The organism is Streptomyces sp. TSRI0281 (genome assembly GCF_001905125.1).
Classification (GTDB): Bacteria; Actinomycetota; Actinomycetes; order Streptomycetales; family Streptomycetaceae; genus Streptomyces.
This window is the reverse complement of the sequence record NZ_LWLE01000033.1, coordinates 566,647-581,195: the sequence shown is the minus strand read 5'-3', so window position 1 is coordinate 581,195 and position 14,549 is coordinate 566,647. Positions and strand designations below refer to the sequence as shown.

The 14,549-nt window shown below is 71.4% G+C and carries 11 protein-coding genes; 5 read left to right on the top strand and 6 right to left on the bottom strand.

Annotation, left to right across the window (positions count from 1 at the left end; translation table 11 throughout):
• Window positions 1–12: 12 nt before the first annotated feature.
• Window positions 13–624 (bottom strand): TetR/AcrR family transcriptional regulator, encoded by a 612-nt coding sequence (locus A6A29_RS31785; RefSeq protein WP_073725392.1) that lies wholly within the window; start codon window positions 622–624, stop codon window positions 13–15.
• Window positions 625–729: 105 nt separating this feature from the next.
• The gene (locus tag A6A29_RS31780) at window positions 730–1,512 is read right to left on the bottom strand and encodes an SDR family oxidoreductase (RefSeq protein WP_073725390.1); all 783 of its coding nucleotides are present in this window, start codon (window positions 1,510–1,512) and stop codon (window positions 730–732) included.
• Between the two features lie 93 nt (window positions 1,513–1,605).
• On the opposite strand from A6A29_RS31780, the gene A6A29_RS31775 reads away from it, so the two are divergent.
• From A6A29_RS31775 to A6A29_RS31765, 3 genes are read left to right on the top strand one after another with little or no spacing between them, the layout of a single operon-like run.
• Entirely contained in the window at window positions 1,606–2,508 is a 903-nt protein-coding gene (locus A6A29_RS31775; protein ID WP_241838734.1) for an enoyl-CoA hydratase, read from the top strand.
• On the top strand, window positions 2,508–3,653 hold the full coding sequence (locus A6A29_RS31770; protein ID WP_073725388.1) for an acyl-CoA dehydrogenase family protein: 1,146 nt from the start codon (window positions 2,508–2,510) through the stop codon (window positions 3,651–3,653). The genes A6A29_RS31775 and A6A29_RS31770 overlap by 1 nt, the downstream gene beginning before the upstream one ends.
• The gene (locus A6A29_RS31765) at window positions 3,653–4,639 is read left to right on the top strand and encodes an acyl-CoA dehydrogenase family protein (protein WP_073725386.1); all 987 of its coding nucleotides are present in this window, start codon (window positions 3,653–3,655) and stop codon (window positions 4,637–4,639) included. Before A6A29_RS31770 ends, A6A29_RS31765 begins: the two co-directional genes overlap by 1 nt.
• A 53-nt stretch (window positions 4,640–4,692) precedes the next feature.
• On the opposite strand, the gene A6A29_RS31760 is transcribed toward A6A29_RS31765, so the two are convergent.
• On the bottom strand, window positions 4,693–5,208 hold the full coding sequence (locus tag A6A29_RS31760) for a pyridoxamine 5'-phosphate oxidase family protein (protein WP_198953410.1): 516 nt from the start codon (window positions 5,206–5,208) through the stop codon (window positions 4,693–4,695).
• Window positions 5,209–5,390: 182 nt separating this feature from the next.
• Window positions 5,391–5,960: a HutD/Ves family protein gene (locus tag A6A29_RS31755; RefSeq protein ID WP_073725382.1), complete on the bottom strand. Its 570-nt coding sequence runs from the start codon at window positions 5,958–5,960 to the stop codon at window positions 5,391–5,393.
• Window positions 5,961–6,162: 202 nt separating this feature from the next.
• On the opposite strand from A6A29_RS31755, the gene A6A29_RS31750 reads away from it, so the two are divergent.
• Entirely contained in the window at window positions 6,163–7,080 is a 918-nt protein-coding gene (locus A6A29_RS31750; RefSeq protein ID WP_073725380.1) for a rhomboid family intramembrane serine protease, read from the top strand.
• Between the two features lie 58 nt (window positions 7,081–7,138).
• Window positions 7,139–8,173, top strand: a complete 1,035-nt coding sequence (locus A6A29_RS31745) for a hypothetical protein (protein ID WP_073725378.1) — start codon at window positions 7,139–7,141, stop codon at window positions 8,171–8,173.
• A gap of 183 nt (window positions 8,174–8,356) precedes the next feature.
• Here the strand turns inward: A6A29_RS31745 and A6A29_RS31740 are convergent, their stop codons facing one another.
• Both A6A29_RS31740 and gltB read right to left on the bottom strand, forming a co-directional pair.
• The gene (locus A6A29_RS31740) at window positions 8,357–9,835 is read right to left on the bottom strand and encodes a glutamate synthase subunit beta (RefSeq protein WP_073725376.1); all 1,479 of its coding nucleotides are present in this window, start codon (window positions 9,833–9,835) and stop codon (window positions 8,357–8,359) included.
• Window positions 9,828–14,402: a glutamate synthase large subunit gene (gene gltB / locus A6A29_RS31735; protein WP_073725374.1), complete on the bottom strand. Its 4,575-nt coding sequence runs from the start codon at window positions 14,400–14,402 to the stop codon at window positions 9,828–9,830. Before gltB ends, A6A29_RS31740 begins: the two co-directional genes overlap by 8 nt.
• Window positions 14,403–14,549: the final 147 nt, after the last annotated feature.

Sequence of the window (14,549 nt, the reverse complement as noted above, 5' to 3'; positions counted from 1 at the left end):
TCCTTGGGTGAGTCAGTGACGCAGGGCGATCCCGTCGAGCACCATCGAGAGGTACTGGCGGGCGATCTCCTCGGGGCTGTGCTGTCCGCTCGGCCGGTACCAGGAGGCCGCGACCCAGACGGTGTCGCGGACGAAGCGGTAGGTGAGCCGGATGTCGAGGTCGGCGCGGAAGGTCCGGTCGGCGACACCGCGTTCCAGGGTGCCGAGCCACGCCTTCTCGAACTTCTGCTGCGAGTCGGCCAGGTACTGGAAGCGGGGCTGGGTGGCGAGGTGTTTGGACTCCTTCTGGTAGATGGCGACGGCGGCGCGGTGCCGGTCGATCTCCCGGAAGGACTCGGTGACCAGGGCTTCGATGGATTCCCTGGGACCGAGACCGGCTTCCAGTACCGCGTCGTATCCCTCCCAGAGTTCGTCGAGGAAGGTGGAGAGGATCTCGTCGACCATCGATTCCTTGGAATCGAAGTGGTAGTAGAGGCTGCCCGCGAGCATGCCCGCCTCGTTCGCGATCTTCCGGACGGTGGTGGCGTTGTATCCCTGCGCGGCGAAGACCTCGGCGGCGGTGGCGAGCAGTTCGCGGCGCCGCTCGGGCGAGGGGGTCACCTGGGGCTTCTTCTTGGTAGGCACCCGTCCATTGTCCGTCCGCCCGCTGTCCGGCCGTCCACTGTCCGCCGGACCGCAGCCCGGCCGGCCGTTCCCCGCCCGCCGTCCGTCCGCGCCCCCGTGGCGGCCTCATGCACGCTGACTGCTCACGGAGACGACCTCGCCGGTCATGTAGGAGGAGTAGCCGCTGGCGAGGAAGACGATGACGTTGGCGACCTCCCAGGGTTCGGCGTACCGGCCGAACGCCTCCTTCGCGGTGAGTTCGGCGAGAAGTCCGGCCGAGGTGACCTTGGCCAGGTGCGGGTGCATGGCGAGGCTGGGGGCGACCGCGTTGACCCGTACGCCGTACGCGGCCGCTTCGACGGCGGCGCAGCGGGTGAGTGCCATGACGCCCGCCTTGGCGGCGGCGTAGTGGGCCTGGCCGCTCTGGGCGCGCCAGCCGACGACGGAGGCGTTGTTGACGACGACGCCTCCGTTGCCCGCGGCCTTGAGGGAGCGCAGGGCGGTCCTGGTGCAGCGGAAGGTGCCGTTCAGGGTGACGTCGAGGACCTTGGTCCACTGGTCGTCGGTCATCTCGGTGAGTTCGGCGGTGCCGCCGAGGCCCGCGTTGTTGACGACGATGTCGAGGCCGCCGTGGGTCTGCTCGGCATGCGCGAAGAGGGCCTGGACCTGGGCTTCGTCGGTGACGTCGCAGGGCAGGGAGGTGACGCGGTCGGCGCCGAACTCGTCGGCGAGTGCCTGCTCGGTCTCCTTCAGCCGGCGGGCGTGGGCGTCGCCGATGACGACCCGGGCGCCCTCCTCCAGGAGCCGGCGGGCGGTGGCGCCGCCGATCCCGGCCCCGGCGGCCGCGGTCACGACGGCGTTGCGGGAGGTCAGCAGTCCGTGTCCCGGTAGGTACTGCGGTGCGCTCACGCCCTGCCTCCTCGGGTCTCCGGCGCCGGGCCCTAGCCGGTGCCGGTGCGCGTACATTAACCTACCAAACACTTGTTAGGGAAGGATGAGCCGATGCCCGATCCGACACCCGGCCCCACCCCCGGCCCGGCACCCGCCCCCGGCCCGGCACCCGACGGCGAGACCGAGCCCGTGCTGTACGAGCGCCGGGGGCCGGTCGCGTACGTCACGCTGAACCGCCCGCGCTACCGCAACGCCCAGAACTCCGCGATGACCTACGCGCTGGACGCCGCCTTCTACCGGGCCGCCGAGGACGGTGAGGTGAGGGCCGTCGTGCTGGCCGGGGCCGGGGACCACTTCTCGGCGGGCCATGACATCGGCACCCCTCGGCGCGACGCGCATCTGCCCTTCGAACGCCGGGCCGGACTCTGGTGGGACCACAGCGACAAGACGGGCGCGGAGAGCCGTTTCGCCCGGGAGTCGGAGGTCTACCTCGGGATGTGCAGACGCTGGCGCGAGCTGCCCAAGCCGGTGGTCGCGTCCGTCCAGGGGGCGTGCGTGGCGGGCGGGCTGATGCTGGCGTGGATCTGCGATCTGATCGTGGCGAGCGAGGACGCGTTCTTCGCCGATCCGGTGGTGCGGATGGGCATCCCCGGCGTCGAGTACTTCGCCCATCCCTGGGTGATGCCGCCCCGGATCGCCAAGGAGTTCCTCTTCACCGGCGACCGGATGAGCGCCCGGCGGGCGTACGAGGTCGGCATGGTCAACCGGGTCGTGGAGCGGGCCGAACTCGCCGAACGTACGCATGAGCTGGCCCTGCGCATCGCCGAGATGCCGCGCCTCGGGCTGGCGCTCACCAAGCGCGCCGTGAACCAGGCGGAGGACCTCCAGGGCCTGCACAGCGGCCTGGACTCGGTCTTCGGACTGCACCATCTCGCCCACGCCCACAACGCGGAGACGGCGGCGGACCCGCTCGGCGGCATGGATGTCGCCGCGATGAAGAAAGCGGGCGCGTGATGGATCTGGCGCACTCGGCCCGCACGGACGTCATCCGGGCCGAGGCGCGGGCCTGGCTGCGGGCCAACGTGCCCGCCCGGCCGCTGCCGTCGCTGGAGACCGAGGAGGGGTTCGCCGCGCACCGGGCGTGGGAGGCGCGGCTGCACGCGGACCGGTGGTCGGCGGTCTCCTGGCCCGCCGGGTACGGCGGCCGGGACGCGGACATCTTCGGCTGGCTGGCCTTCGAGGAGGAGTACTACGCGGCCGGTGGCCCCGGCCGGGTCTCGCAGAACGGCATCAGCCTCCTCGCCCCCACGCTCTTCGACCACGCGACCGAGGAGCAGCGGGCCCGGGTGCTGCCGTCGATGGCGAGCGGCGAGGTGATCTGGGCGCAGGCCTGGTCCGAGCCGGAGGCGGGTTCCGACCTGGCGTCGCTGCGCTCGCGTGCGGTGCGCACGGACGGCGGGTGGCTGCTGTCGGGGCAGAAGACCTGGTCCTCGCGGGCGGCGTTCGCGGACCGGGCGTTCGGCATCTTCCGTACGGACCCCGACGCCGCGAAGCCGCATCACGGGCTGACGTATCTGATGTTCGACCTGTCGGCGCCGGGCGTCACGGTCCGGCCGATCGGGCGCCTCGACGGGAAGCCGGCGTTCGCCGAACTGTTCCTGGACGAGGTCTTCGTACCGGACGCGGACATCATCGGGGAGCCCGGCCAGGGCTGGCGTATCGCCATGTCGACAACGGGCGACGAGCGCGGGCTCACCCTCCGCTCCCCCGGCCGTTTCCTCGCCGCGGCGGACCAGCTGTCCGGGCTGTGGCGTGCGCGGGGCGAACCGTCGGACACGGCGCTGCGGGACCGGGTCGCCGACGCGGTGATCGGGGCGCGGGCCTATCAGCTGTTCACCTACGCGGGCGCGTCACGGTTCGCGGCGGGGACGGCCATCGGCGCGGAGTCGAGCCTGAACAAGGTGTTCTGGTCGGAGTACGACATCGCGCTGCACGAGACGGCACTCGATCTGCTGGGCCCGGACGCGGAGCTGGCGGAGTCCGCGTGGTCCGAGGGGTACGTCTTCTCCCTCGCGGGTCCGATCTATGCCGGGACGAACGAGATCCAGCGGGACATCATCGCCGAGCGGCTGCTCGGCCTGCCGAAGGGACGGCGCTGATGCGTTTCCTCCTCGACGGGGAGCAGCGGGAGTTCGCCCGCTCGCTGGACGCGATGCTGACGGCCTCGGACACGCCGTCGGCGGTACGGGCCTGGGGCGCCGGGGACCATGAGCCGGGCAGGGCCCTGTGGGCGCGGCTCGCGCACGCCGGGGTGTTCGCCCTCGCGGTCCCGGAGGCGCACGGGGGCATGGGCCCCCTTCCGGTCGAACTCGCCCTCGCCTTCGTGGAGTTGGGGCGACATGCGGTGCCGGGCCCGGTGGCGGAGACCGTGGCGGTCTCGGTGCTGCTGAGTGCGGTGGGCGGCCCGGCGGCGAAGGAGTGGCTGCCCCGGCTGGCCGCGGGGGAGGCTTCGGCGACCCTGCGGATGGACGGGTACGGGCCGTACGCGCTGGACGCGGACGCGGTGGACGGGGTGTTCGTGGTGACCGGGGAGGAGCTGCGGCTCGCGCCGGGGCCGGGAACGCTCCACGCGTCGGCCGATCCGGCGCGGCGGCTGTTCACCCCCGAGGCGGGGGGTGCGGTGCTCGCCGCCGGGCCCCGGGTGGTGGCGGCGGCACGCGCGGCGGGCGACTGGGCGGCGTTCGCGACGGCGGCCCAGGCGCTGGGGACCGGGGAGGCGTTGCTGGGCTCCACGGTCGAGTACGTCAAGCGGCGCACGCAGTTCGCGGTGCCCATCGGCTCCTTCCAGGCCGTCAAGCACCGGCTGGCGGACACGCTGCTGGGGCTGGAGTTCGCGCGTCCGGCGCTGTACGGGGCGGCGGTGTCGCTGGCCGGGGGATCGCCGCGGGCCGGGGCGGATGTCGCGGCGGCGAAGGTGCTGGCGGGCGAGGCGGGGTATGCGGCGGCCCGTACCGCGCTCCAGCTGCATGGTGCGGTGGGGTACACACAGGAGCTGGACCTGTCGTTGTGGCTGCGCAAGGCACGGCCGTTGCGGGATGCGTGGGGGACGCCGGGGGTGTGCCGGGAGCGGGTGCTCTCCGGGTAGCGGGAAGGGGAGCCCCTTCCCGCTCCCGGCAACGGGAAGGGAGTCCCTTCGTCTCAGGCTCCGGGCGGTGCGTCGTCGCTGCCCCGGCGGAGGGTGCGCAGGAGGTGGCCGGGGCGCCAGGTCTGGACGACCAGGGTCTCGCCGTCGAGCGTCGTACGGACCACCTCGGTCAGTTCCGTACGGAAGAGGAGGAAAGGCTCCGGGGGCTCCACCTCCTCGGCGAAACGGGCCCGGACCCCGGGGTCGGTCACCTCCACGGCGCGCCCGGACACGCGGACGTCGCCGTCGTTCATCTCGGCGTCGGGTCCCGGGTTGGCCTGGAGCGCGAAGCGCGGGTCCCGCCGCAGGTCCAGCGCCTTGCGGGAGCCCGGCATCATGCCGAGCCACAGCTCACCGAGGCGGAACTCCGCCTCCAGGCCGGTGACCCGGGGCGAGCCGTCCTTGCGCAGGGTCGCCAGAACCTGGTGCTTGTACAGCTGGAACCGTGTGCGCACGGTCTCGGCGAAGTCGGGTTGTGCCGCTGCGAAGTCCGCCCAGGGGGCCGGTGGGATCGAGGTCATGGCAGCCATCGAACACCCGAAACCCGACATCTTCTGTCCGGTTTGATCGGAGGTCGGCGGAGGTCACCGGATCGGACGCCGCCCCATGGACATACGGACACCGCCCCCATGGACATGCGGACGCCGCCCCATGGACGTTCCGACGCTGCCCGGACGTCCCCAGCGGCACCCCGCGTCCGTTCCCGGCAGGTTCACACCGGCGACAGGGTGATCACGACCGCGTCGCCCATCGTCCGCAGGACGCCCGGTGACCCGCCGGTCGCCAGGACCGCGTCGTAGCGGCCGAGTGCGACATCCGTGCCGTCGATCACGGCCCCGCCGTCCAGGGCGAGCGCCAGTACCGCGCCGCCGTGCGGCGGAAGCAGCCGGACGGTGCCGCGGACGACCGCCGTCTCCGCCCGCGTACGGCTCCTGCGGTACATCACGTTGAGGTTCACGACGGGGCCGGCCAGCAGAAGGCCCTCCGTCGTCAGGTCGCCGGGGAAGTCGTAGGGCCAGTACGGCTCGTCGACGATGTGGTGTTCGCCGTCCACGATCAGGTCCATCCCGGCGCCCTCGACCACCGTCAGGGTGCGGTCGACGCCCTCGAACGCGGAGAACGGCCCGTCGGCGTCGACGTCCGCCAGGCTGACCCGCCAGTCGAAGGCGTCCATCGGCGCGCCCGCGGGGTGTGCGGCGATCTCGCGGGTGACTCCCCCGCCGTTCCTCCAGGGCACGGCCGTGCGCCCGGCGGCCCTCAGTACGTGCGGCGAACCGGCCATGTCGTCTCCCTGTGTCTCCGGTCCGCGCGTCGCGGACTCCTGAGGGTAAGGGCTGTCCCGTCATCCCTGGCGGGACAGCCCTCAGGTCACCGCCCGGGGGCCGACGGTGACCCGGGCATGGCGCCACCTGCCGCGTTCGCTATCTTGAGCGCCGCCGTCCCCACCGGCTCGTTCGTCTCAGCCAGCAGTGAAGGAGCCGGTCATGGAGGCCGCCGCCACCACGTGTTACCGCCATCCGTCGTACGAGACGTATGTGCGCTGCACCCGTTGCGACCGCTACATCTGCCCGGACTGCATGCGGGAGGCTTCGGTCGGCCATCACTGCGTGGAGTGTGTGAAGGAGGGGCAGCGTTCCGTCCGGACGGCCCGCACGGTCTTCGGCGGTGCCCTCTCCACGGCGGCGAAGCCCGTCGTGACCTGTGTGCTGATGGCGCTGAACGTCCTCGCCTACATCGCGGAGGTGGCCAGGCCCGCGCTCGTGGACCGGTTCGGCGTGCTCGGTGCCGTGCTGGAGGACCCGCAGGGCGCTCAGTACTACTACAAGGGCGAGACGTTCCCCGGGTACGAGCTGATCGGCATCGCGGACGGCGAGTGGTACCGGCTGCTGACCGGTGCCTTCCTGCATCTGCCCCCGGACTCCTCGTTCGGTGTGATGCACCTGGTCTTCAACATGCTCGCACTGTGGAACCTGGGCCGGGTCGTCGAGGGCCAGTTGGGCCGGGCGCGCTATCTGGCGCTGTATCTGTTCTCCGCGCTGGGCGGTTCGGTGCTCGTCTATCTGGTCTCCCCCGACACCATGACGGTGGGCGCGTCCGGGGCGGTCTTCGGGCTCGCGGCCTCGTTCTACGTCATCAACAGGCGGCTCGGCCGGGACATGCGGGCGGTCAACCGGTTCATGGCCGGGTTTCTGATCTGGATGGTCATCTCGGCGCTGTTCACCTCGTGGCAGGGGCACTTGGGCGGGCTGCTGACCGGAGCCCTGGTGACCTATGGGCTCGCGTACGCCCCGGCGAAGCTGCGGACCTCCCCGGTACAGCTCGGCGGCGGGCTCGTCCTGCTCTGTCTGCTGGCCGTGGCCGTGGCGCTGAAGACGGCGGCACTGACGGGCGGCGGTGCCTGATGGACGGCCGTACGAGCCCGGTGCCGACGGGCCCGGCGCCGGTGAGCGGCGGTGTCCGGTGAGCCGCAGGACCCCGCCCCGCCCGGTCGACATCACCGCGCTGTTCCCGGAGATCGCCCCCTACGCCCGTACCGCGACGCGGCTGCATCCGCGCCCCGGTACGCCGACGGCGGAGTCGAGTTCGGTGGGCGGCCCGCTGCTGTGGCCCGCGTCGGAGCCGTGGCCGGTCTGCCGGGAGCCGCACCCCCGCTCGCACGGGCTCCGGCCCGCCGATGTGCGAAGGCGCCGGGAGATCCTGGCGGCGGCCTGGCTGCGCCCGCGCCCGGCGTCGGGCGGTCTCACCTACGTCGGTGGCGAGGAGGCCGAGCTGGACGCGATGGTGGAGGGGCACCACCCGCCGGAGCTGCCCGACGACGCCCCAGTACCGCTGATGGCGCTCGCCCAGTTCTTCGTGCGCGACGTGCCCGCGCTGGCGGAGTTCGCGCCCGGTGGCTCCGATCTGCTCCAGGTGCTGTGGTGCCCCTTCGACGACCACCCGGGCACCGGGTGCGCCCCGGCGCTCCGGCTGATCTGGCGGCGGGCCGCCCGGGTCACCGAGGTCCTCGCCGGGCGGCAGCCGGAGCCGGAGGTCGTGGAGGACGACGGTTACGTCCCCGAACCGTGTGTGCTGCACCCGGAGCAGGTGACCGACTTCCCGTGGCACGAGGATCTGCCGGACGCGCTCGTGGCCCGGATCAGGACCTGGGAGGAGGGTCCCGCCCAGGAGCTGCCCGGGGCCCCTTCGTACCAGCAGGACCTCTCCCTCGCGCCCGGCTGGAAGGCCGGGGGCTGGGACGGCTGGAGCGTGACCGACCTTCAGCGGCCCTCCTGCGACTGTGGACGGGAGCTGCGGCTGATGCTCACCGTCGACTCCAGCGAGTGGGGCGGCGGCGGGTGGTGGCCGCACGAGGACCCGTCGCCCACCGATCCGGAGCTGCCTCCCGTGCCGCTGCTCGGTGAGCCGACGCAGATCACGGTGGGACGGTACGGCGCCTACCGGGTGTTCGTCTGCCCGGCGGACGCCTCGCATCCGCACGGGGTCGACGTCCAGTAGTCCCGGCACGGAGGCGACCGCCCCTGCGCGCACCGCCGTGGCCCGTCCGCCTCCGTCCGCCCCCGGACGCGCCACGGCGCCCGCATGGTCCGGTCGGGGACTGCGCAGGCGCCGCGTTCAGTTCCGTACGCCGTTGTACGGGACGTTTTTGGGGGATTCCCCCGGAGGGGATTCCCATGTGGGTCAGACCAGCAGTGACCGGTCCGTCGGGCGGATCGGGGCCGGCAGTGCGCTGGTCCCGGTCAGGAAGCGGTCCACGCCTCGTGCCGCGGAGCGGCCCTCGGCGATGGCCCAGACGATGAGCGACTGGCCGCGGCCCGCGTCACCGGCGACATAGACGCCTTCGACGTTGGTCGCGTAGTCGTCGTCGCGGGCGACATTGCCGCGCTCGTCGAGTTCGAGGCCGAACTGCTGGACCAGACCGTTGGCCTGGTCGGTGCCCGTGAAGCCCATGGCGAGAGTGACGAGCTGGGCGGGGATACGCCGCTCCGTGCCGGGCTTCTGCTCCAGCTTACCGCCCTTGAACTCCACCTCGACCAGGTGGAGGGCCTGGACGTCGCCGACCGTCTGTCCCTCCTCGGGCTCGGAGCCCTCGAAGTGGGTGGTGGAGACGGAGTAGACCCGCTCGCCGCCCTCCTCGTGCGCGGAGGTGACCTTGTAGAGCATGGGGAAGGTCGGCCAGGGCTGGTTGGCGTTACGGTCCTCGCCCGGCTTCGGCATGATCTCCAGCTGGGTGACCGAGGCCGCGCCCTGGCGATGGGCGGTGCCCACGCAGTCGGCGCCGGTGTCGCCGCCGCCGATGACGACGACATGCTTGCCCTCGGCGGTGATCGGGGAGACCGTCAGGTCGCCCTCCTGCACCTTGTTGGCGAGCGGGAGGTACTCCATGGCGAAGTGCACGCCGTTCAGCTCGCGGCCCGGAACGGGCAGGTCGCGGGAGACGGTGGCACCGGCGGCGATGACGACCGCGTCGTACCGGCGGCGGAGCTTCGCGGCGTCGATGTCCGTGCCGATCTCCACCTCGGTGCGGAACTTGGTGCCTTCCGCGCGCATCTGCTCGATGCGGCGGTTGATGTGCGACTTCTCCATCTTGAACTCGGGGATGCCGTACCGGAGCAGGCCCCCGATGCGGTCCGCGCGCTCATAGACGACGACCGTGTGACCCGCGCGGGTCAGCTGCTGGGCGGCGGCCAGTCCGGCCGGTCCGGAGCCGATGACGGCGACGGTCTTGCCGGAGAGGCGCTCGGGCGGCTGCGGGGTGACGTCGCCGCTGTCCCACGCCTTGTCGATGATGGAGACTTCGACGTTCTTGATGGTGACGGCCGGCTGGTTGATGCCGAGGACACACGCCGACTCGCAGGGCGCCGGGCACAGCCGCCCGGTGAACTCCGGGAAGTTGTTCGTGGCGTGCAGGCGCTCGGACGCGGCGGTCCAGTCCTCGCGGTAGGCGTAGTCGTTCCACTCGGGGATGAGGTTTCCGAGGGGACAGCCGTTGTGGCAGAACGGGATGCCGCAGTCCATGCAGCGGCCGGCCTGCTTGCTGATGATCGGGAGCAGCGAGCCCGGAACGTAGACCTCGTTCCAGTCCTTGACGCGCTCCTGGACGGGGCGGGTCCTGGCGACCTCGCGTCCGGTGGTCAGGAAGCCCTTGGGGTCAGCCATGGGTCGCCGCCTCCATCATCTTCTCGGTGGTCTCCTGCTCGGAGAGACCGGCGAGCTCAGCGGCGTCCTTGGCGGCGAGCACTGCCTTGTAGGTGGACGGGATGATCTTGCTGAAGCGGGAGACACCGCCGTCGGCGCTGTCCCACTCGGCGAGCAGCTTCTCGGCGACCGTGGAGCCGGTCTCCTCCTGGTGGCGGCGCACCACGTCGTGCAGCCACTGCCTGTCGGTGCCGGTCAGCTCCTCGATCGCGCCGAGGTTGCCGATGTTGACGTTGTCCCGGTTCAGGTCGATGACGTACGCGACACCGCCCGACATACCGGCGGCGAAGTTGCGTCCGGTCTCGCCGAGGACGACGGCGTGACCGCCGGTCATGTACTCGCAGCCGTGGTCGCCCACGCCTTCGGAGACGACCGTGGCGCCGGAGTTGCGGACGCAGAAGCGCTCACCGGTCCGGCCGCGCAGGAACAGTTCGCCGCCGGTCGCACCGTAGGCGATGGTGTTGCCCGCGATGGTGGAGTACTCGGCGAGGTGGTCGGCGCCGCGGTCCGGGCGGACGACGACGCGACCGCCGGAGAGACCCTTGCCGACGTAGTCGTTGGCGTCGCCCTCCAGGCGCAGCGTCACGCCGCTCGGCACGAAGGCGCCGAAGGACTGGCCCGCGGAGCCGGTGAAGGTGATGTCGATGGTGTTCTCGGGCAGGCCCGCACCGCCGAACTTCTTGGTGACCTCGTGGCCGAGCATGGTGCCGACGGTCCGGTTGATGTTGCGGATCGCGACCTGGGCCCGGACGGGCTGGGCGGTCTCGGCGGTGTCCGCGCCGAGCGCGTCGGCGGCGAGCCTGATCAGCTCGTTGTCGAGTGCCTTGGCCAGGCCGTGGTCCTGCTCGATGACCTGGTGGCGGACGGCGCCGTCGGGCAGCGCGGGGACGTGGAAGAGCGGGGCCAGGTCCAGGCCCTGGGCCTTCCAGTGGGTGACGGCCCGGTCGGTGTCCAGCAGCTCGGCGTGGCCGACGGCCTCCTCGACGGTCCGGAAGCCGAGCTCGGCGAGGATCTCGCGGACCTCTTCGGCGATGAACTCGAAGAAGTTCACGATGTACTCGGCCTTGCCGGAGAAGCGGTCGCGCAGGACCGGGTTCTGGGTGGCGATGCCGACCGGGCAGGTGTCGAGGTGGCAGACGCGCATCATGACGCAGCCGGAGACGACGAGCGGCGCGGTCGCGAAACCGAACTCCTCGGCGCCCAGCAGTGCGGCGATGACGACGTCGCGGCCGGTCTTGAGCTGGCCGTCGGTCTGGACGACGATGCGGTCGCGCAGTCCGTTGAGGAGCAGGGTCTGCTGGGTCTCGGCGAGGCCGAGCTCCCAGGGGCCGCCCGCGTGCTTGAGGCTCGTCAGCGGGGAGGCGCCGGTTCCGCCGTCGTGGCCGGAGATGAGGACGACGTCCGCGTGTGCCTTGGAGACACCCGCGGCGACCGTGCCGACGCCGACCTCGGAGACCAGCTTCACATGGATGCGGGCCGCCGGGTTGGCGTTCTTGAGGTCGTGGATCAGCTGGGCCAGGTCCTCGATGGAGTAGATGTCGTGGTGCGGCGGCGGGGAGATCAGGCCGACGCCCGGGGTGGAGTGCCGGGTCTTGGCGACCCACGGGTAGACCTTGTGGCCGGGCAGCTGGCCGCCCTCGCCGGGCTTGGCGCCCTGCGCCATCTTGATCTGGATGTCGTCCGCGTTGACCAGGTATTCGCTGGTCACACCGAAGCGGCCGGAGGCGACCTGCTTGATGGACGAGCGGCGCGCCGGGTCGTAGAGACGGTCGGCGTCCTCGCCGCCCTCACCGGTGTTGGACTTGCCGCCCAGCTGGTTCATGGCGATGGCAAGGGTCTCGTGCGCCTCGCGGGAGATCGAGCCGTAGGACATGGCGCCGGTGGAGAAGCGCTTGACGATGTCGGCGACGGACTCGACCTCGTCGATGGCGACGGGCTCGCGGTCCGGGGTGAAGCCGAACAGGCCGCGGAGCGTCATGAGGCGCTCGGACTGCTCGTTCACCCGGCCCGTGTACTTCTTGAAGATGTCGTAGCGCCGGTTGCGGGTGGCGTGCTGGAGGCGGAAGACCGTCTCCGGGTCGAACAGGTGCGGTTCGCCCTCGCGGCGCCACTGGTACTCGCCGCCGATCTCCAGGGCGCGGTGCGAGGCCGCGATGCCGGAGGCGGGGTACGCCTTGGTGTGCCGGGCGGCGACCTCCTTGGCGATGACGTCGAGTCCGGCGCCGCCGATCTTGGTGGCGGTGCCGTTGAAGTACGTCGCGACGAAGGCCTCGTCCAGGCCGACGGCCTCGAAGACCTGGGCGCCGCGGTAGGAGGCGACGGTGGAGATGCCCATCTTGGACATGACCTTCAGGACGCCCTTGCCGAGCGCGTAGATCAGGTTGCGGATGGCCTGTTCGGCCTCGATGCCGTCGATGAACGTGCCGGCGCGGACCAGGTCCTCGACGGACTCCATCGCCAGGTACGGGTTGACCGCGGCGGCGCCGTAGCCGATCAGCAGCGCGACGTGGTGGACCTCGCGGACGTCTCCGGCCTCGACCAGCAGACCCACCTGGGTGCGCTGCTTGGTACGGATGAGGTGGTGGTGGACGGCCGAGGTGAGCAGCAGCGAGGGGATCGGCGCGTGCTCGGCGTCGGAGTGCCGGTCGGACAGGACGACCAGGCGGGCGCCGTCCTCTATGGCGGCGTCGACCTCCGTACAGATCTCCTCGATCCGGGCGGCCAGCGCGTCGCCGCCGCCGCCGACCCGGTAGAGGCCGGAGAGCGTGGCGGCCTTCATGCCCGGCATGTCGCCGTCGGCGTTGATGTGGACGAGCTTGGCCAGCTCGTCGTTGTCGATCACCGGGAAGGGCAGCGTGACGCTGCGGCAGGTCGCGGCGGTCGGCTCCAGGATGTTGCCCTGGGGGCCGAGGGAGGAGAGCAGCGAGGTGACGAGCTCCTCGCGGATGGCGTCCAGCGGCGGGTTGGTGACCTGGGCGAAGAGCTGGGTGAAGTAGTCGAAGAGCAGCCGGGGGCGCTCGGAGAGCGCGGCGATCGGCGAGTCCGTGCCCATGGAGCCGAGGGGCTCGCCCGCGGTGCGGGCCATCGGCGCGAGGATGACGCGGAGCTCTTCCTCGGTGTAGCCGAAGGTCTGCTGGCGGCGGGTGACCGAGGCGTGGGTGTGGACGATGTGCTCGCGCTCGGGGAGGTCGCCGAGCTCGATCTCGCCGGTCTCCAGCCACTCCTGGTACGGCTGCTCGGCGGCGAGGGACGCCTTGATCTCGTCGTCCTCGATGATGCGGCCCTCGGCCGTGTCGACGAGGAACATCTTGCCGGGCTGGAGGCGGCCCTTGCGGACGACCTTGGCGGGGTCGATGTCCAGGACGCCGACCTCGGAGGAGAGGACGACGAGGCCGTCGTCGGTGACCCAGTAGCGGCCGGGGCGCAGACCGTTGCGGTCCAGGACCGCGCCGACCTGGGTGCCGTCGGTGAAGGTGACGCAGGCCGGGCCGTCCCAGGGCTCCATCATCGTGGCGTGGTACTGGTAGAACGCGCGCCGGGCGGGGTCCATGGAGTCATGGTTCTCCCATGCCTCGGGGACCATCATCAGCACCGAGTGCGGCAGCGAACGGCCGCCGAGGTGGAGCAGCTCCAGGACCTCGTCGAAGGAGGCCGAGTCGGAGGCGTCCGGGGTGCAGACGGGGAAGATCCGGTCGATCTGCGCGGGGCCGAAGAGGCTGGAGGCGAGCTGGGACTCGCGGGCCTTCATCCAGTTGCGGTTGCCCTTGACCGTGTTGATCTCGCCGTTGTGGGCGACGAAGCGGTACGGGTGGGCGAGCGGCCAGCTGGGGAAGGTGTTGGTGGAGAAGCGGGAGTGGACCAGTGCGACCGTGGTCGCGAAGCGGCGGTCGGAGAGGTCCGGGAAGAACGGCTCCAGCTGCCCGGTGGTGAGCATGCCCTTGTAGACGATCGTGCGGGCGGAGAGCGAGGGGAAGTACACCCCGGCCTCACGCTCGGCACGCTTGCGCAGGGCGAATGCCTTGCGGTCCAGGACGATGCCGGTCGCCGTGCCGTCGCCGTCCGCGACGAAGATCTGGCGGAACTCGGGCATGGTGGCGCGGGCGCCGTTGCCGAGGAGGTCGGGGGCGACCGGGACCTCGCGCCAGCCGAGGACCGTCAGGCCCTCCTCGCGGGCGATCTTCTCGATCTCGTCGACGGCCTCGGTGGAGTCGTCCGCGGGGAGGAAGGCGATGCCGACGGCGTAGGCGCCGGCATCGGGGAGGCCGAAGGCGGCCTCTTCGCGGAGGAAGGCGTCCGGGACCTGGAGCAGAATGCCGGCGCCGTCGCCCGAGTCGGGCTCGGATCCGGTGGCACCGCGGTGTTCGAGGTTGCGCAGAACGGTCAGCGCCTGCTCGACCAGCTCATGGCTGGCCACACCGGTCAGAGTGGCCACGAACCCGACGCCACAGGCGTCGTGCTCGTTACGGGGGTCGTACATCCCCTGCTGGGCGGGGCGACCGTCCATGGGCGACCAGGCGTGAGTACGCATCGGCTCTCCCGTCGTCGTCGTGGCATATGCAAGTGCCGAGGGACGACGTTGGCCCTCTGCGAAATTTCGTGCAGGTTACATGATGGGGCGCTTCTCAAGAAGCGGATCATTCGTTCCAACATACGGACACTGCGGTGACAGTGAGGC

What these genes read in the sequence shown, in the direction of transcription:
- A6A29_RS31775 (WP_241838734.1), top strand. Translation starts at nt 1,606, where the DNA reads ATGCCCGATCCGACACCCGGCCCCACCCCCGGCCCGGCACCCGCCCCC.
- A6A29_RS31770 (WP_073725388.1), top strand. Translation starts at nt 2,508, where the DNA reads ATGGATCTGGCGCACTCGGCCCGCACGGACGTCATCCGGGCCGAGGCG.
- A6A29_RS31765 (WP_073725386.1), top strand. Translation starts at nt 3,653, where the DNA reads ATGCGTTTCCTCCTCGACGGGGAGCAGCGGGAGTTCGCCCGCTCGCTG.
- A6A29_RS31760 (WP_198953410.1), bottom strand. Translation starts at nt 5,208, where the DNA reads ATGGCTGCCATGACCTCGATCCCACCGGCCCCCTGGGCGGACTTCGCA.
- A6A29_RS31755 (WP_073725382.1), bottom strand. Translation starts at nt 5,960, where the DNA reads ATGGCCGGTTCGCCGCACGTACTGAGGGCCGCCGGGCGCACGGCCGTG.
- A6A29_RS31750 (WP_073725380.1), top strand. Translation starts at nt 6,163, where the DNA reads ATGGAGGCCGCCGCCACCACGTGTTACCGCCATCCGTCGTACGAGACG.
- A6A29_RS31740 (WP_073725376.1), bottom strand. Translation starts at nt 9,835, where the DNA reads ATGGCTGACCCCAAGGGCTTCCTGACCACCGGACGCGAGGTCGCCAGG.
- gltB (WP_073725374.1), bottom strand. Translation starts at nt 14,402, where the DNA reads ATGCGTACTCACGCCTGGTCGCCCATGGACGGTCGCCCCGCCCAGCAG.